Annotated in this window: 13 protein-coding genes and 7 tRNA genes; 2 read left to right on the top strand and 18 right to left on the bottom strand. The window is 34.2% G+C overall.

Annotated features, from left to right (window positions below):
• Positions 1-22: 22 nt before the first annotated feature.
• The 8 genes from T335_RS0104610 to cdaA form a co-directional block, all read right to left on the bottom strand.
• Positions 23-256, bottom strand: a complete 234-nt coding sequence (locus T335_RS0104610; RefSeq protein WP_026476489.1) for a 4Fe-4S dicluster domain-containing protein — start codon at positions 254-256, stop codon at positions 23-25.
• A 104-nt stretch (positions 257-360) separates the two neighbouring features.
• A complete protein-coding gene (locus T335_RS0104605) occupies positions 361-1,032 on the bottom strand; it encodes a hypothetical protein (RefSeq protein WP_026476488.1) in 672 nt (223 codons plus the stop codon).
• A gap of 11 nt (positions 1,033-1,043) precedes the next feature.
• Positions 1,044-2,120, bottom strand: a complete 1,077-nt coding sequence (buk, locus tag T335_RS0104600; RefSeq protein ID WP_026476487.1) for a butyrate kinase — start codon at positions 2,118-2,120, stop codon at positions 1,044-1,046.
• A gap of 188 nt (positions 2,121-2,308) precedes the next feature.
• The gene (gene ptb / locus T335_RS0104595; RefSeq protein WP_034327745.1) at positions 2,309-3,220 is read right to left on the bottom strand and encodes a phosphate butyryltransferase; all 912 of its coding nucleotides are present in this window, start codon (positions 3,218-3,220) and stop codon (positions 2,309-2,311) included.
• Positions 3,213-4,301 carry a butyrate kinase gene (gene buk / locus T335_RS0104590; RefSeq protein WP_026476485.1) on the bottom strand — a complete coding sequence of 363 codons (1,089 nt, stop codon included), beginning with the start codon at positions 4,299-4,301 and terminating at the stop codon, positions 3,213-3,215. The genes ptb and buk (T335_RS0104590) overlap by 8 nt, the downstream gene beginning before the upstream one ends.
• 587 nt (positions 4,302-4,888) lie before the next feature.
• Positions 4,889-6,610, bottom strand: coding sequence for a sigma-54 interaction domain-containing protein (locus tag T335_RS19875; RefSeq protein ID WP_051569139.1), 1,722 nt, complete (start codon positions 6,608-6,610; stop codon positions 4,889-4,891).
• Between the two features lie 18 nt (positions 6,611-6,628).
• Positions 6,629-7,870 (bottom strand): CdaR family protein, encoded by a 1,242-nt coding sequence (locus tag T335_RS19870; protein ID WP_034327742.1) that lies wholly within the window; start codon positions 7,868-7,870, stop codon positions 6,629-6,631.
• A complete protein-coding gene (gene cdaA, locus T335_RS0104575) occupies positions 7,863-8,690 on the bottom strand; it encodes a diadenylate cyclase CdaA (protein ID WP_026476484.1) in 828 nt (275 codons plus the stop codon). Before cdaA ends, T335_RS19870 begins: the two co-directional genes overlap by 8 nt.
• A gap of 331 nt (positions 8,691-9,021) precedes the next feature.
• On the opposite strand from cdaA, the gene T335_RS0104570 reads away from it, so the two are divergent.
• Complete coding sequence (locus T335_RS0104570; RefSeq protein ID WP_051569138.1) at positions 9,022-9,711, top strand: BON domain-containing protein; 690 nt, start codon at positions 9,022-9,024, stop codon at positions 9,709-9,711.
• A 432-nt stretch (positions 9,712-10,143) separates the two neighbouring features.
• Here the strand turns inward: T335_RS0104570 and T335_RS0104565 are convergent, their stop codons facing one another.
• Positions 10,144-11,307 (bottom strand): iron-containing alcohol dehydrogenase, encoded by a 1,164-nt coding sequence (locus T335_RS0104565; protein WP_026476482.1) that lies wholly within the window; start codon positions 11,305-11,307, stop codon positions 10,144-10,146.
• 1,330 nt (positions 11,308-12,637) lie between these two features.
• Here T335_RS0104565 and T335_RS0104555 point away from each other — a divergent pair.
• Entirely contained in the window at positions 12,638-13,882 is a 1,245-nt protein-coding gene (locus T335_RS0104555; RefSeq protein WP_034327740.1) for an argininosuccinate synthase, read from the top strand.
• A gap of 244 nt (positions 13,883-14,126) precedes the next feature.
• Here the strand turns inward: T335_RS0104555 and T335_RS0104550 are convergent, their stop codons facing one another.
• From T335_RS0104550 to T335_RS0104510, 9 genes are all read right to left on the bottom strand, one after another.
• Positions 14,127-15,212, bottom strand: a complete 1,086-nt coding sequence (locus T335_RS0104550) for a shikimate dehydrogenase (protein ID WP_026476480.1) — start codon at positions 15,210-15,212, stop codon at positions 14,127-14,129.
• 2 nt (positions 15,213-15,214) lie between these two features.
• A complete protein-coding gene (locus tag T335_RS0104545) occupies positions 15,215-16,636 on the bottom strand; it encodes an aspartate aminotransferase family protein (protein WP_026476479.1) in 1,422 nt (473 codons plus the stop codon).
• 780 nt (positions 16,637-17,416) lie between these two features.
• Positions 17,417-17,493, bottom strand: a tRNA-Asp gene (locus tag T335_RS0104540).
• 65 nt (positions 17,494-17,558) lie between these two features.
• Positions 17,559-17,634: transfer RNA gene (locus T335_RS0104535), tRNA-Val, on the bottom strand.
• Positions 17,635-17,641: 7 nt separating this feature from the next.
• A tRNA-Glu gene (locus T335_RS0104530) sits at positions 17,642-17,716 on the bottom strand.
• A 17-nt stretch (positions 17,717-17,733) separates the two neighbouring features.
• Positions 17,734-17,810, bottom strand: a tRNA-Ile gene (locus tag T335_RS0104525).
• A gap of 23 nt (positions 17,811-17,833) precedes the next feature.
• Positions 17,834-17,922: transfer RNA gene (locus T335_RS0104520), tRNA-Ser, on the bottom strand.
• 17 nt (positions 17,923-17,939) lie between these two features.
• Positions 17,940-18,015: transfer RNA gene (locus tag T335_RS0104515), tRNA-Lys, on the bottom strand.
• A gap of 4 nt (positions 18,016-18,019) precedes the next feature.
• Positions 18,020-18,095: transfer RNA gene (locus tag T335_RS0104510), tRNA-Gln, on the bottom strand.
• Between the last annotated feature and the right edge of the window lies 1 nt (position 18,096).

Here is an 18,096-nt window from a genome sequence, read left to right as displayed (position 1 = left end):
GTTTTCCCTCCTTGCGATTTATCTATTTTTCTTCTTCTAATGTTTCAACTTGGATTACAGCATCTGGACAAATAGTAGCACAGTTTGCACAGGCAATACATTTTTCCATTTCATCAACAGTTGCTGGATGATATCCTTTAACATTGATCTTGTTTTTATTCATAATTACGATATTCACTGGACAGACTGTTGTACAAAGCTCACAACCTTTACATCTATTTTCTTCAAACTTAACGATACCTCTTCTTTTAGCCATTTTACAACCCTCCTTAAATAATAGGTAGAAAATAATAATTAAAATAAATAGGTTATATATAAAGGCCATCATCGGTGTTACCCTCCGGCTAAAATAACAAATTACTACATCCAATCTTCCCTCATAATCATTTTAATTGGCATAATGGTTCCCTCTAAATCCTTTGGTAGTTTCTCCATTAGCGATTCAATTACACCAATATATTTGATAGGAACATTAAGGGCTTTTGAAACCTCTTTACAAAGTTCCTGCCCCTTTAATACCTCTTCTACTGTTGTATGTCTTAATAGATGGGTATTATTGATTAAGCCTGTTACCTTTGCCCTTGATGCCCTTTCGATGGTGTCAATATGATGAAGCACCCCCGCCACATCTTGGGTTTCTGGCCTATTGGCATTTATAACACAGAACATATCATATTCACCAGGAACAAAATACTCTTGGTATCTTCCTAAGGTTCTAGCCCCCATAGAGTCTCCACCAACATCCAAAATAATGTTACTGGACTTGTCTTGTAGAGGTCCCAATACATCTGCCGAAACAGCTGGGAGGTCTGAACCAGAGCCTTTTACATAACTAGAAAGTACCGTTACCCCATAGGGCTTAAGCATTTCATGTTTTTCTCTACTTCTAAAGTAGGGATTAACAACGTCTAAATCTGCTATTGCTACATGATCGGCTACTTGAGCAAGATTAATGGCATAATTTACAGCAAATTCTGTTTTACCACTTCCATAGTGACCAATAATCATTCTGATTCTGTTATCTTTTAGCATTGTTCATCACCTTATTTGTATGACTTTGCTTCCTCTTCACCACGTAATACTCTTAATCCACCTTCAGCTAAAGCGATCATTTCGTCTTCACCTGGGTAAACCTTAACATCTGCAATAAAGGCTACACTATCTTTAATCCATTGAACAAACATTTTATCATAAGCAATTCCACCAGTAACTAAAATTGCGTCTACTTTACCTTTTAATACTGCTGCACAAGCACCAATTTCCTTAGCTACTTGGTAAGCCATAGCCTTATAAACTACCTCTGCCTTTTGATCTCCGCCTTCAATCATCTTTACTACATCTCTACCATCGTTTGTTCCTAGGTAAGCTACTAATCCACCATTACCTGTAATTTTCTTCTTAATTTCAGCTAAAGTGTATTTTCCAGAGAAACATAACTTTGCTAAGTCACCAACTGGTAAACCACCAGATCTTTCTGGTGAGAAAGGACCTTCTCCATCTAAAGCATTGGCAACATCAATTACTTTTCCCTTTTCATGGGCTCCTACTGAAACCCCTCCACCAAGGTGGGCTACGATGTAGTTCATTTCTTCATATTTCTTTCCTGCTTCTTGAGCTGCTCTTCTTGCAACTGCCTTTTGGTTAAGGGCGTGGAAGATACTCTTTCTTTCGATTTCTGGCATACCAGAAATTCTTGCTAAATCATGCATTTCATCAACAACTACTGGGTCTACAATGAAGGAAGGAATATTTAATTGACCTGCAATTTCGTAAGCAATTACGCCACCTAAGTTTGAAGCATGGGCTCCAAGAACGCCTACTTTTAAGTCATCTAACATGTTATCGTCTACTTTATAAGTTCCACCAGCGATAGGCTTTAATAAACCGCCACGACCTACAACAGCATCTAGCTTAGTTAAGTTCATTCCATTGTCATTTAAAGTTTCAAGTATCACATTTTTTCTAAATTCATATTGATCGAAGATTGTGTCGTACTTTCCAATTTCATCACTTGAATGTCTAAGGGTTTCTTCAAATACTGGTTTCTCGTTATCAAAGATTGCAATTTTAGTTGAAGTTGAACCAGGGTTAATTGTTAAAATTCTATATGTTTCGCTCAAAATATTTCCACCTCTCCATAATGTTTGCTTTAGCTTGTTCTACTAGATGAACTGATTATATTTTACTTTTAGCTCTACTCTTTTTAGCAATGAATACTTAAGAATCTTTTATTTATATGATGAATTACTTAATTACGAATTACTCAATAATGAACTGCTTAATAATGATTTATTTAATAATGATTTACTTAACTAAATAGCTTTGCTGCACTTAAAACTCCTAGTGCAATTGAGTATAACTTAGCTTCTTCACTATCGGCTCTTGATGTTAAGATAATTGGCGCTTTTGCTCCCACAATAACACCAGCATTTTTAGCATTTGCAAAGAAGGCTAATGATTTGTATAAAACATTTCCTGCTTCGATATCACCACACATTAAAATGTCTGCATATCCTGCAACAGGATGGTCTATTCCCTTATGCTTAGCTGCTTCTACAGAAATAGCGTTGTCTAATGCAAATGGCCCACCTACTAAACAACCAGTAATTTCACCATTTTTATTCATTTCTTCTAATGCTTGAGCATCCATTGTATCAGGCATTTTAGGGTTAGCCTTTTCCTTAGCACAGATTACGCCAACCTTTGGCACATCTATATCAAGCGCTTGAGCTACTTGAACTGCATTTTCAATAATTTGCTTCTTGGTTTGTAGGTCTGGTGCAATATTCATAGCTGCATCTGTTACAAGGTATAACTTATCAAACCCTGGTACATCAAAGACTGCAACGTGACTTAATACATTACCAGTTCTTAAACCAACTTCTGCATTTAATACTGCCTTAAGGATAATAGAAGTGTCTACTAATCCCTTCATCACCATGTGGGCTTTTCCTGTAGACACTAGCTCGACAGCCTTTAAAGAAGCTTCTGCTAGATCTTTAATATCAATAATCTCAAATTGTGTTAAATCGATATTATGTTCTTTTCCGATGGCTTCAATTTTTTCTTGATCTCCAACTAAGATGGCATCTGCAACCCCTTCTTTTTTAGCTGTATTAACAGCTAATAAAACATCCGAATCTTGAGCACAGGCAACAGAAATTACCTTAGGACCTCTTTCTTTAGCAATTTCCATTACTTCTTGAAAGTTCTTAATCATTGATAGCCACCTCATTTTCATAGATTTTTGCTTTTTCTTCACCATTGATAACCCTTAAAGCACCTTCATTTAGGGCCTTCATTTCATCTTCTCCTGGGTATACAATTACTGGTGCAATAAATCCTGTCATTTCTTTAATCATGTTAACGATTAATGGACCGTAGGCTAACCCACCTGTTACAACAATGGCATCTACTTCACCTTGAAGAACAGTTGCCATAGCTCCTACTTCCTTTGCTACTTGATAAGCTAGAGCTTCATAGATTAATTTAGCTTTTTCGTCACCGGCATCAATCATCTTTTCTATTTCAATCGCATCATTTGTTCCTAGATAAGCAGTTAAGCCACCCTTACCTCTTAACTTCTTTTTAAATTCATCTGGCGTATATTTTCCAGAGAAACACATCTTTACAACATCACCAACTGGAAGTCCGCCTGTTCTTTCTGGTGAGAAGGGTCCCATTTCATTAGCATTATTATAATCTAAAATTCTACCCTTATTTACAGGTGCCACAGAGATTCCTCCACCTAAATGGGCTACTACTAAATTAACTTCATTAAATTTTTTGTCTAGACTTGTAGCTGCCCTATGACCAACGGCTTTAATGTTTAAAGCATGTCCTAAAGATCTTCTTTCGATTTCAGGCACTCCTGAGATTCTAGCAACATCAGTAAATTCGTCAACTGCTACTGGGTCAACAATATAGGCTTCTATTCCTGCTAAGTCTGCAATGGCCTTTGCAATTAATCCACCAAGGTTTGAGGCATGCTCTCCTTGATAACCAATTTTAAGATCCTTCATCATTGCTTCAGTCACATGATAAGCACCACCTGGCATAGGTCTTAAAAGTCCACCTCTACCCACCACGGCTATAAGGCCATCAACTGAAAAATTATTTTCCTCCATCCATTTAAGGATGATTTCTTTTCTTAGATCATACTGATCTGCTATTTTTGTAAATTTCTCAATTTCCTCTGGGGAATGACTTAAGTTCTTTTGTAAAACGTTTTCATTTCCTTTGAATATTGCTACTTTTGTTGATGTAGAACCTGGGTTGATGGCTAATACGTACTCTCTCATTCCTTCACCTCATCTCATTTTATTAAGAAATAAATACTTCATTTTATGTAATTAAATTTTGTGGGATCGTTATTGATCCCCTATTAGTCTTTTTAAAACTTCATAAAATCATACTAAATTAACACATATATCTTAAATGCAAAAGCTATGCCAGTTTTATTAATTTGATAAAGTTTATAAATATATTGATTTTTCAAGGTTTCATCGTTGGTAATATTAGTTAACATTTAAATAATTTTCCTACCACTAAGAAACGTGCAATTTTTTGCATGAAAAAAGTTGCACATGACTATGCAACTTTTTTCATTATATTATTTTTATACTATTTTAATTCAAATTTGCGATTTCTCTACTTCTCTATTTTTTTATATTACTATTTTTTATATTACTATATTACTATTTTTCTATTTTTTTATTTTTTAATTTTACCATTTCTCTATTTTACTATTTTACTATTGATGATATCTCTAATGTGTTCTTTATTAAGTTAAATTATAAAGTTAAATTTTCTATATTGACTTTTATTAAATAAGGAAACTGCATAATAGCTTAATTCTAAAAAATATATTCCTTATTAAACAATCCCCTTAAATTTCTATGTTGTACTTTTCAAGTTTATAATAAAAATTTCTTAAAGAGACATCTAATTCTTTTGCAGTTGTTGTTCTGTTACCATTATTTTTCTTAAGAGCCTTTATAATAACGTTTTTTTCGTAGGCCTCAACCACCTCTTTTAAGGTTTTTCCTCCCTCAACAACCTCTAGGGTCTGCTGATTTTCTTCACCACTTAAGGATTTGTCATTATCAAAAAACTTTGGCAGGCTTTCTAAAGTAATCTGTCGCTCATGATATTTTAGGTTAATAATTGCTCTACCAATATAGTTCTGAAGCTCTCTGACATTTCCAGGCCAGTCGTAGTCCATTAACTTTTCTAAAGCTTCCTCTGAAATATCTTCTCCGTTTCTACCATACTCTTCATTAAATTTCTTAATAAGATGTAGGGTTAGGGGTAAAATATCCTTCTTCCTTTTTCTAAGGGGAGGAATAAAAATCGGAAATACATTTAATCGGTAGTAAAGATCTTCTCTAAACTTTCCTTCTTCTATGGCTTTTTCTAGAGGAAGATTAGTGGCGGCAATTACCCGAACATCAATATTAATGGGGTTAGTCCCGCCAACCCTAATGATTTCTTTTTCTTGTAAAACCCTTAGTAACTTTGCCTGGGTACTAATAGGAATTTCTCCAATTTCATCAAGAAATATTGTTCCTCCGTGGGCTTCTTCAAAGTACCCAACCTTGCCACCTTTTCTTGCTCCTGTAAAGGCTCCCTCTTCATAACCAAAAAGTTCACTTTCCAATAAACTCTGGCTAATGGCGGCACAGTTTACCCTAACAAATTGATTGTACTTTCTATTTGATAAGTTGTGGATGGCGTGGGCGAATAACTCTTTACCTGTACCACTTTCTCCCCTAAGTAAGACTGTAGCAGGTGTTACAGCACCTTCTTTTGCTTTATTGATAGCCATCAACATGCCTTCATCCTTGGCAATAATATCGTCAAAGGTGTATCTGGCTTCTAGCTTTCTAATAATTTCTTTTGCCTTCCTCAATTCACTGTTTAGTTTTTTTATTTCTGTTAAATCATGTAGAACACCAACACTACCCTGTAGATTTCCTTCTACTAATATAGGGGCAGCATCGGCTATAACTTCTTTACCGTGGGGTCCAACCTTAAGACGAGCATTCTTAATAGGCTTTTTTGTCCTTAAAACCTCCATATGGATACTCTCGCCCTCCACAATATCTGCTGCGGCGGGTTTTCCAATAATTTCACTTCTACTTAAACCCGTTAATCTGGTATAGGCTGGATTAATTAAAACATGGATCCCCTTCTCATCACAAACCGTTATGGCATCCTGAGTTGAATTGAAGATAGCTTCTAATAAACTCTGAATTTCTTTTAATTTATAAATTTCATCGGTTAAATCCATTAATTCGCTAATATCACGAAAAACTGCAACGGCACCAATAACCTTTCCAGCTTCGTCTTTCACTGGTAGGCGACTTGTTATAATGAAGGTGTTGCCTAGGGGCTGTTTCTGATTTAACTCTGCTTCCCCAGTTCTTAGAACTTCAGGAAGTCGGGTACTTTTAATGACTTCCTCTATAGGCTTACCTAAGACGCTTTCTTCCTCAAATCCTGTTAGTTCTTCTGCCGTTCGATTATAAAGTGTAATCTTACCCGATATATCTACAGCGATCATGGCATCGTGGGTGCTATTTAAAATAACATCTAGTTCCTTCTTCAATGTATCACCTCTGTTATACTACTGGCTGTTCTCAACTAGTCTAAAGCTTAAAACCCTTGGCGTAACAATTATTTCTTCTATTTCTTCATCAGGGATTCTCGGTATCGTAACTTTTAACTCTACCTCACGATTACCTCCGTTAGCACTATTAATATTACTTAAATCCGCCACTAATTGTATTTCGCCATCCTCTATTCGGTTAATGATACTGGATATTGCAGTAATCTTTACTTCAAAAGTTTCTTGTTGATTAATTTCATTAAATTCTGGCGTAAAACCTTCTGGCACTTCTGTAAAGGTTATTCTTTCTTTAGGAATTGAAACAACCTTTTCCTCCAGTGCTTCAACATTAACCCTAAATTCTATAGGATCTTCACTAAATACAGATACCCCTTCTGGTAGTTTTAATTCTACTTCCCTTTGCTGGGTAGTGGTTAGGTTTTCTAAAACGATATCTTCCGTTTCAACAATCGTAATATTATTAATTATCTCCTGTGGTCCCCTAAGGGTAACTTGATCTGGTAAAAGGGTTATATCAGTAATTTGATACCCTTCTGCTGCTGTAGCATTTATTTGTGGTTGAATTTTTATTGTCCGCATTCTTTCTACAGGCAGGTAAACATCTATGTAGGGGGATTTAACATCTACATTAAATACTTCATTTCCTTTATTATCAATAGCCTTTAAGGGCAGACTAACAACAATATCTTCTGCTTCTTCATTAAGTTCAAGTCTAGCAATTACTCGGTCTACAGTATTAACTAAGCTGGCAGGACCTTCGATCCAAACAACCGTTGGTTTATACTGGGGTTCACTTAATATGTAGCCCGATCTTGGTTTACCCTCAACAAGAAGACTAACATCCTTTTGTCTTCTGATTACTTCTTCTAACTCTACCCTTAAAAATTTAGGGAAATAGTCTATTTCTATATTATTGATTGATGCTACTTCTACTGGTACATTGTTATCTCCTACAACAAAACCCCTTAGGTCTGCCGTTGCTCTAATATCACTTTTACTTAATTTGAATACTTCGTCTCTCCTACCTCTGACAGTAACACGAATATTGTCATTTACTTCGCCTACAATCACAAGTCCCTGTTGTTTCAACTCTTCAATATTTAATATTTGTACTTGTACGTTGGTAAATTCTCTTGACATTACAGGGTTTATTTCTCCCATAACATAAGTCCACATGATTAAGGCAAAGAGGATCGACATAATTTTAGCAGTTGTATTTCGATTAAAAAAATTATTCATCCTTCTGCCTCCATTTCAGTTTTAAGAATTGCCATTGTCTACTCTCTTCAGATTTAAAAGCATCTTTTAAAAGCTGTCTAAGGGCATCTATATCTAAGAATCGTTTCAACTTTCCATTCTCTGAAATAGATATCGCACCTGTTTCTTCTGATACCACCACAACAATAGCATCTGATCTTTCAGTTATCCCTATTGCCGCCCTATGCCTCGTGCCTAAATCTTTACTAATGCTTTTATCATCGCTTAAAGGAAGTAGACATCCCGCAGCTAATATTTCGGTTTTTCTAATGACAGCAGCCCCATCATGTAATGGTGTATTTGGAATAAAAATATTAATTAAAAGACCTCTAGAAATTTTACCATTAATGAGGGTTCCTGTTTCTACAACCTCATTTAGTCCTGTATCCCTTTCGATTACCATTAAGGCACCTATTTTTTGTCTAGAAAGGGATGCCACCGCTTCTGTAATTTCATCAGCAGTAAATTTGGCCTCTTCCTCTTGAATATCAACGATAGACTTTGTCAAAAATTTTGTTCTACCGATATATTCAAGTGCCCGTCTCAGCTCTGGCTGAAATACAATTAAAAGAGCAATTAGTCCTACTGTCATGGTATTTCTAAGTATCCAATTAATTACATGTAGCTGTAGCCATTCACTTAACTGTGTTGCTACTAATAATACTACGATCCCTTTTATTAATTGTTCAGCCCTTGTTTCATGGATCAGCGTATATAATTTATAAAATACAAAAGCAACGATGGCCATGTCAACGATATCCTTGAGGCCTATATTTTTAAAAAGCTCCAACAGTTGCTCCATTTATCCAACACCTCTATCCCTTTCAAGTTACCTAATTTACATTTGCTACTTTAAATATATTTCCATATTAAAAATAAAAAACCTTTTAAATTAAAATTTTTTTTATGGGTATAAAACCCCATCTTTTAATAAATTGGCATTATTTATTCTAGCCATATCTCAATTGTACTACAATTATAAAATTACTTAAATCTAATTATTAAAACTTTATTTAAATTATTAACCCTTCCACAAAAAACTTACCTGTTAATCATATTTATTCCCTTTAGAAAACATATTTATCGTAGTTTGAGAAAAACTAACTATAGATTCTTTGGAAAGGAGAATATATATGGGGCATAACAATAAAACATTCAATGATAATCAAATTAATCCAGCTTCTGATGAAACAATTATAGCTAACATTCATGAAAAGCTACATGAGAAAATGCAAGCTAGTGCAATGGATATTAAGGCTACAAGCCGAGATGGGTATGTCCATCTTTCAGGAATAGTAGATCTTTATTCTGAAAAAAAGCTTGCTGAAGAGATTGCTATTCATACGGAGGGCATCAAGGGTATTGAAAACAAAATTACAGTTGCCATGGATAGTAATATTACAGATAAACATATTGAAAAGGAAGTTCTAAATAAGCTTCAAAGCCAAGAAAACGAAGCAGTAGCAGGGGTTGGTGTTAAGGTTACAGATGGTGTGGTAAGTCTTATGGGTAATCTATCTACGTTAAATGATTCTAACAAAGCAATGCATATCGCCGCCACAGCTAGGGGTGTAAAAGATGTCGTTAGTAATATAGAGGTTGGTAGGGGCGAATACACAGACACAGGGATCAGTAATAAGATCCTTCAAGAATTAAGTACTACTGAATTAAGCTTCAAAGATTTGGCTCGTGATGTATCTGGTGGGGTTGTTACATTATCTGGTTTTTTAAATAGTAAAGAAGAAATCGAAATTGCCACTGAAATTGCCATGGGGGTTGAAGGTGTTAAAAAAGTAAGAAACAAAATTAAAATTAGAAAGTAGTTTAGTGAGTAATTGCATCATATAATACTATGAGTTGATAAAGGATTTATAAAATTTTTGCTACACCATATTCACTACTAAGATAGCTTACAGAGCTACCTGATTGATACAGATCAACTATCTGTTGTTTGAATTCTTCCGAATAACGGATACCGTTCTTGGACATTGTTTAACACACACCTTTCTTGGAACTATTGTAACCTGTTAAACTTTTCGTGTCCACAGTTATATACTAACATCATTTTGTATCCACAGTTATATACTAACACCATAAATACAATAAAGACAATAAATTACAATAAAGATAGTAAATTAGAATAAAGATAATAAATAAAAATAAAGTGAAGCAAACCCATCGAGAATACTCCTTCTCAATGGGTTTGTTTGTGTAAACCTTTTCCCTTAGCAGAAACTAATTGCTATCATCCCATTTTATAGGGCATTTTTAAATATGTTAATTACATCTTCCTTTGTTGCTTTTCTAGGATTAGTAAAGCTACATGCATCCTTCATAGCATTATCAGCCATGATACTTAGATCCTCTTCCTTAACTCCTAATTCTGTTAATCCTTTAGGAATACCTATATCTTCAGATAACTTAACAATAGCATCTAGTGCCTTATCTGCTGCATCTCTTACTGATAGTCCTTCAATGTTTTCTCCCATTGCAACAGCAATATCGGCTAAACGTTTAGGATTACTTATTAAATTAAACCTTTCAACATGGGGTAATAAAATTGCATTACACACACCATGGGGTAGGTCATAGAATCCACCTAACTGATGGGCCATAGCATGAACATATCCTAAACTTGCATTGTTAAAAGCCATTCCTCCTAAGAATTGGGCATAAGCCATATTATTTCTGGCTTCAAAGTTTTCTCCATTGGCTACAGCAGTTCTTAAGTTCTCAGCAATTAGTTTAATTGCCATTAATGCGGCTGAGTCGGTAACAGGGGTTGCTATTGTCGACATATAAGCCTCTACTGCATGGGTTAAAGCATCCATTCCTGTCGCAGCTGTTAAGGCGGCTGGCTTCTTAATCATTAATACAGGGTCATTTATTGACACAGTTGCTGTACATCTCCAATCAACAATTGCCATTTTTACATGGGTTTCAGTATTAGTAATGATACAGAACCTTGTCATTTCACTGGCGGTACCAGCTGTCGTATTAATTGCAATTAATGGAGTCATGGGTTTCGTACTTTTATTAATACCTTCATAGTCTCTAATGTTCCCACCGTTACCAGCTACAATTCCGATACCTTTTGCACAGTCGTGGGCGGAACCTCCACCTAAAGATACAATTAAATCACAATTTTCTTTTTGTAAAACTTTTAGCCCTGCCTCAACATTTAAGTCAGTTGGATTTGGTTGTGCTCCATCAAAAATGACTGCCTGAAGACCTGCTCCTTCTATGATCTCTTTTACTTGATCAGCAACTCCCATTTTATTTAAGCCTGCATCTGTTACAATTAAAGCTTTAGTAGCACCTAGCCCCTTAGCCTGTTCTCCAACTTCCTTAACTGAACCTGGCCCCATTAAATTCACCGTTGGCATATAATACCCGAATACTTGATCTGCTACTGTCATAATATACATCCCCCTTGAAAATTATTTTTTATTTTCACCCTATTAAAGAGCAATTACCATGCCAATTTAGTAGAAATTTGAATAGAAGGTGTTATTTTCTGAATTTTCTGTGTATTGTTAAAGAATAATCAATGTCTTTCTGTTCTATAACGAAACAACCCCTATGTCAAAATCGTACAACTGCTCTATAACGATACATTTCTGACTTACAACAGGTCATTTTTTATCCTAAAGTGTTATAAAATTGAACAAGTCAAAAAAATAACAGTGCAAACAAAAAAAATTTTATAAAAAATAAAATCTCTATGCCGTTAAGGATAGAGATTATTATTAAGTATAGATTGTTATTTAGTTTAGTTAGCGATGATAGCAACATTTACTCTTTTAATTGATTAGTTATTATTTTATCAACTATAAAATCTTGTAAATAGAAAAACTAAAATTAAATAGAAAAATAATAAATTGGTATCGTCTTTGTTAAATAATCCACTATCCATAAGAATGATAGCTAATAATAGAAAAAAGAATAATAAACTACTCTTTATATTCTTACTTGCCATTAGATCATCTCCTTAAAATTCTGCTCTTTTCTATATACTATTCTAAAACTTCAGTATGTGTCTCAAAATATGTGCTTCAATGATAATCATCCACATTTAATCGGTTTTAAGAATATCTTAAACATATTTTAATTGAGTATTTTAGTGCTATATATTATTTGATCTATATTATTGAATCTGTATTATTAAATCTATATTATTAGTTCTATGTTATTAGATCTGTATTTTTAGATCTGTATTTTAATCATCAATTTTAATGAGGATTGAGGATTAGTTTAGCTTTATTATTTTTACTTAAGGAAATTCCATATACCATAATAATGAATTTATAGTATTTTTATATAGGATTTATGCAAATAAAAAAACCGCCCTTGTGGAATGAGTAATTTATTCTTTTATATTTTTTCATATCAAACTTATCCTAGATATATTTTTATGCATGCTTATGTATAAATAACCTAGTGCTGTAAATCTTAACTTTTCTATACTTTATATTTTCCAAACTATCTTTCCATACTATAATATATCAACTAATATATAACCTAATACATGACCAAGTATCTAGGCATCTTGTTTTACATTTAGTTTTTTAACATCCCAAAACCTATAGTAAATTTAAGAAGTCTATGCTATATCTACTCAAATTGCAATTCTTCATTTTAGCATAGGAATATTTTTTTGCATATTTATTTAAAATAACTGTTGCATATTTATACATTATCACTTATAATTATATTTATAAAATTTCATTTGATATTGGAGGTTATATTATGAAAAAAGAAAAGGTTGTTTTAGCATACTCTGGAGGGTTAGATACCTCTGTTATACTTAAATGGTTGGAAAATACTTATTCTTATGATGTAATTGCTGTCTGTGTTGATGTTGGCCAGGAAGAGGACTTTGAAGCTGTTAAAGCTAAGGCCCTATCTACAGGAGCTATTAAAGCTTATGTTATCGACGTTAAAGAAGAGTACGTTACAGACTATATTTACCCAACATTAAAGGCAAGCGCTGTCTATGAGGATGATTACTTACTTGGTACTTCTACTGCACGTCCTCTAATTGCTAAAAAATTAGTAGAAATTGCAGAAAAAGAAGGTGCCGTTGCTATTTCCCACGGCGCAACAGGTAAAGGAAACGATCAAGTTCGTTTTGAGGCTACAATAAAAGCCCTAAATCCTACGCTTAAAATAATTGCTCCTTGGAGAATCTGGGATTTGAAATCTCGTGAAGATTGTATTGATTATGCAATTAAAAATAATATTCCTATTCCTGTAACAAAGAAGGATATCTATAGTCGTGATCAAAACATCTGGCATTTAAGTCATGAAGGTGGAAATCTAGAAGACCCATGGAACGAACATGATAGTTCTATTTATAAAATGTCTAATTCTCCAGAAAATGCACCAGATGAGCCAACATATGTGGAAATTCAATTTGATAAAGGTATCCCGGTCTCCTTAAATGGTCAAAAAATTAGTCCAGTTGATTTAGTCCTTAAGTTAAATGAAATTGGTGGAATCAATGGAGTAGGTGTTATTGATATAATTGAAAATCGTTTAGTAGGAATGAAATCTAGAGGAGTCTATGAAACTCCTGGTGGAACAATTCTATATGCTGCCCACAAAGCACTAGAAAAATTAACTTTAGATAGAGCTACCTTAAGTTTTAAAAAGACTGTTTCTGAAAAGTATGCCCAACTGGTTTATGATGGTCTATGGTTTACTCCCCTAAAGGATGCTCTTGACCAATTTGTTGATAGTACTCAGGAATACGTAACTGGTGTTGTTAAATTAAAATTGTATAAAGGTTCTTGTTCTGCAGTAGGGACTTCTTCTCCTTACTCTCTATATAACGAAGAATTTGTAACCTTTGGTGAAGATGATGTCTATAATCAAAAAGATGCAGAAGGATTTATTAATCTATTTACCCTTCCCCTTACTATTAGAGCCATTATGAATATGGAAAAAAACAATAATAGTAGCAATAATAATAACAAGAAACAAGTTATATAACTAATTTGCCCATATCATTCTTCCTTATAAAACAAAGATCACAGAGATAAGTACTGTGATCTTTGTTATTTGGGGAAATTGCATAAGTAATATTAATTTAATGCAAATTCCTCATTTAATAATGTTCAATTTTAACTCGATTGATTTTAACTATATTCCTTAAGCTTTAATTGATCTTACTACATCTAACTTAAACTATTTCTACCTGAAATTGTGCCTGTTTTTGTTTTTATTATTCTGCAAGCTATATCTGTTGTTCAATGCCAGAATCAATAGCTTCTAAGATCGACTCTATATGTTTTTCATTAATTACCCGTTCGAAACTTCTTAAACCTGCTAATGTAAATCCATGTTTAGTTGCCAATTGTCTTATTTCATCTACTTTATTAATCTCTATTTCTCTACCTATACTATAGTTTTCAAATTTACCCTCTAATGCTAAAATCATGGTTTCTGCCATACATGCATAGGAATATCCTTCTGGGAATCCAAAATTAAAATTAAAGTTTACACCATCAGGTACTTTAATTACGCCACCTTCAATAACCAAAACATCCCGCCGCTTTTCTTGAACAGCTTTAGATACATCTCTTGGTCTTGCAACATCACACACAATAGCTCCCCGTTTAATGTATTCGGATTTAATAACATCTTCTATACTACTGGTAACTGTTATTATTATATCTGCATTATCTAGTCCCTTCTTTATGCTAGTTGTTGCATCTACTACTAGATCTGGATAAGATTTCATAAGTGATCGCTTCAATTGGTCTAGTTTAATTACATCTCTTCCAACTAAATTTATCTTACTAGCTTCTCTTGCTGCTAATTGACCACATATGTTACCGATAGAACCATTAGCACCAACTACTGCTATTTCACAATCAGAAAACTTTTTACCCAGCCGTCTACAAGCTTCTTTCGTTGCATCAAAAGCTGCAGCAACTGTATATGTATTCCCTGTTGTAACTGAAATATTAAGATTTTTAGCTACAGTTATACCAGCATCCCCTACAACTGATGTAAAAGCTCCAAGACCTATAATTTTAGCCCCTAACTTTTCTGCAATTTTACCAGCCTTAATAATTTTACCGATTACTTTCTCTTCTGGTAGAGTCATCATTTGCTTTGAAGTTAATGGAACGGCGATAAACCATCCTTCTACTTCTCCACTTTCACTCTTAACGTTGGTAATATGAGAAACATAAGAAGGAGGAATTAATTCTATTATTTTTTCCACCACTTTTTCTGGAAGATATTTTAAGAGCTTATACTTTCTATAAACATCATCTATTTCAATTGGATGAATCAGAAATGCAAATTTGTCCATGATTAGGCCTCCCTTTGTCTTCTGAAGGAGCTGAAGACATTTTTTATTGTTTCCTTTGCCATACCTCCGAATTTTTTATTCTGTTTGAGAATCTTTTCTAAAGACTCAACAAAATAGTCTATCTCTTTTATTGTAATCGTTAAAGGTGGCTCTACCCTAATCACGTTTGGATTATTTAAAGTATAGGCCGTTATAATTTGATACTCATTACTTAATTGTGAAGCTATCATGCCACCTACATATTCTTCTAAAATAATTTTTTGATCCAGTGATACAAATTTATTAATAATCGGCAAGTTGATCTCTGCAAATTCTATTCCGATCATCAGACCTTTTCCTCTTACATCCTTTAGTAATGGATAGTCTTTCTTGAGTTGATTTAACTGATTTAAGAAGTAGTCTCCCTTCTCTTTAGCCCTACAGTGGAGCCCTTCCTTATTAATTACTTCAATAGTGGCTAAACCAGCAGTACAAGCCCAGGTATTGCCTCCAAATGTTGAAGTATGTAATAAACATTTATCGATAGTACCATAACCACGTTTCCAGGTGGTTTCATTAGCAATATAGGCACCGATAGGCATGATTCCTCCACCCAGGGCCTTAGCCATACAAAGTATATCTGGAACAACCTCTTCCTCTTGACAAGCAAACCAATTACCTGTTCTACCTAAACCTGTTTGTACTTCGTCGGCTATCATTAAAATATTGTATTTATTACATAGTTCTTTTACCTTTTTTAAATAACCTGCAGGGGGAGTAATAATTCCCGCTTCTCCCTGTATCGGTTCTATAATAAAGGCCGCAATGTTGTCTTTTCCATCGATCATAGCCTTTTCTAATTGGTATTGATCTCCATAGGGTACTTCAATTCCAAATGGCACAAGGGGGCCAAAATACTTTTTATACTTATCTCTACCCGTTACCGATAGAGCCCCCATAGATTTACCATGAAATGAACCTTTACAGTAAATAATACCTGATTTACCAGTTGCTATTTTAGCTAGTTTTAAAGCTCCTTCTACAGCTTCTGCTCCACTATTACAAAAAAAACTGTACTTCAAATCCCCAGGAGTAATAATTGAAAGATTTTTAGCTAGAGCTGTAGTGATTGGGTTAATAGTCGTCTGTAGCAAATTAGGTAAATTGGATATTTTTTTTAGGGCCTCAATTATTTCTAGATGATTATGTCCAAGATTTAATGCTCCGTAGGCTCCTAAGAAGTCAATATATTCTTTTCCTTCATCATCCCAAACCTTAGTTCCTTCAGCTCGAATAAACTTTTTGTTTAACCCCAGTAATTTTAATAATGTAACAAAGTTAGGATTGATATTTTGACGATAGTTTTTTTCTACTTCCGTTGCCGACATTGCTATAGCTTCTTCGATTGAGACTATTTCTTCTTTCTTCATTGGTACTTCTCCCATCTTACTACACCCCTTTTTCTTATTTAATTTTTATCATTTTTATAACGACCTGATCAATTCGTATATTGGAATTTTTTACATTTTTATTAGAAATTAAACTTACGGCCTTTAATTAATAGTTTTTTAGATGACATCTATTTAAAGGATATCTTTTGAGTCATATTTATTAAGTGATTTTTAGTGATTTTTTTAGTGATTTTTTTTATTGATCTTTTTTTAGTGATTTTATTGTTTTCTTGATGATTCTTTAATAATTTTTTCAATCATATCTTTAAAGATCCGTTTTTAATATTATGGGATCTTTTTCAAAAGCCTAATTTCTATTTTCAGCTAGTACATTATCTATCTAAGATACTCTCCATTATTTTAAAGATTTATTCTAAACACTTATTTTCTTCTTGACACAATGTTTTATATTTTATTCTGCTTGTACTTCTATTTATCTTCGATAGAGCACTTGATATTTCTTTTAACAAAGAGACCTCCGGTAAGCAGTCTCCTTAATACAACATAATAAATTTCTTAATATTACTTAATCACTTATATCCATTTAAGTTTAAATCTAATTTTAAGACAAAAAAAATGATTAATTACTTATTTGTAATTAATCATTTAGGTAATGCAATATTATCTCTAGCTAAAATTAGTTCTCCAATAAATTTTGGTTCTATAATAAATTTTGTGGAGCAGGCGCTAGTCTATAGGACCTTCACCTACAAGTCGGCCCCTATCTGGACATATAAAAAAAGTAGGCAAATTATACCTACTTTTATACTTTATTGGCGACCTGGAAGGGACTCGAACCCTCGACCTCCAGCGTGACAGGCTGGCATTCTAACCAACTGAACTACCAGGCCTTATACAATATAGTTATTGTTTCTTCAATGTATATTATTCTTATATACCATTGAAATGAATTTTATGGTGGGCACAACAGGGATCGAACCTGTGACCCCCTGCTTGTAAGGCAGGTGCTCTCCCAGCTGAGCTATGCGCCCAATTAATTGGTGACCCCTAGGGGAATCGAACCCCTGTTACCGCCGTGAAAGGGCGGTGTCTTAACCGCTTGACCAAGGGGCCAAATTTATTATTTTAAATGGTGGGCTTAAGTGGACTCGAACCACCGACCTCACGCTTATCAGGCGTGCGCTCTAACCAGCTGAGCTATAAGCCCTTAATCCTATTTAAAAAGTAATTTGGCGGAGAGGGTGGGATTCGAACCCACGGTCCCTTTCGGAATCACTGGTTTTCAAGACCAGCTCCTTAAACCACTCGGACACCTCTCCTTTGGTTAAAACTTAATTGGTGACCCATCCGCGACTCGAACGCGGGACACCCTGATTAAAAGTCAGGTGCTCTACCGACTGAGCTAATGGGTCAAATTGGCTGGGATAGCAGGACTCGAACCTGCGGATGACGGAGTCAAAGTCCGTTGCCTTACCGACTTGGCTATATCCCAA

This window comes from Alkaliphilus transvaalensis ATCC 700919, from assembly GCF_000621485.1.
GTDB lineage: Bacteria > Bacillota > Clostridia > Peptostreptococcales > Natronincolaceae > Alkaliphilus > Alkaliphilus transvaalensis.
The sequence above is the reverse complement of the archived record's forward strand: the minus strand, read 5'-3'. Positions and strand labels throughout refer to the sequence as shown.

Excerpts from the sequence above, each read along its gene's own strand:
- T335_RS0104610 (WP_026476489.1), bottom strand. The coding sequence starts at position 256 with ATGGCTAAAAGAAGAGGTATCGTTAAGTTTGAAGAAAATAGATGTAAA.
- T335_RS0104605 (WP_026476488.1), bottom strand. The coding sequence starts at position 1,032 with ATGCTAAAAGATAACAGAATCAGAATGATTATTGGTCACTATGGAAGT.
- ptb (WP_034327745.1), bottom strand. The coding sequence starts at position 3,220 with ATGATTAAGAACTTTCAAGAAGTAATGGAAATTGCTAAAGAAAGAGGT.
- buk (WP_026476485.1), bottom strand. The coding sequence starts at position 4,301 with ATGAGAGAGTACGTATTAGCCATCAACCCAGGTTCTACATCAACAAAA.
- T335_RS19870 (WP_034327742.1), bottom strand. The coding sequence starts at position 7,870 with ATGAATAATTTTTTTAATCGAAATACAACTGCTAAAATTATGTCGATC.
- cdaA (WP_026476484.1), bottom strand. The coding sequence starts at position 8,690 with ATGGAGCAACTGTTGGAGCTTTTTAAAAATATAGGCCTCAAGGATATC.
- T335_RS0104570 (WP_051569138.1), top strand. The coding sequence starts at position 9,022 with ATGGGGCATAACAATAAAACATTCAATGATAATCAAATTAATCCAGCT.
- T335_RS0104565 (WP_026476482.1), bottom strand. The coding sequence starts at position 11,307 with ATGACAGTAGCAGATCAAGTATTCGGGTATTATATGCCAACGGTGAAT.
- T335_RS0104555 (WP_034327740.1), top strand. The coding sequence starts at position 12,638 with ATGAAAAAAGAAAAGGTTGTTTTAGCATACTCTGGAGGGTTAGATACC.
- T335_RS0104550 (WP_026476480.1), bottom strand. The coding sequence starts at position 15,212 with ATGGACAAATTTGCATTTCTGATTCATCCAATTGAAATAGATGATGTT.
- T335_RS0104545 (WP_026476479.1), bottom strand. The coding sequence starts at position 16,636 with ATGGGAGAAGTACCAATGAAGAAAGAAGAAATAGTCTCAATCGAAGAA.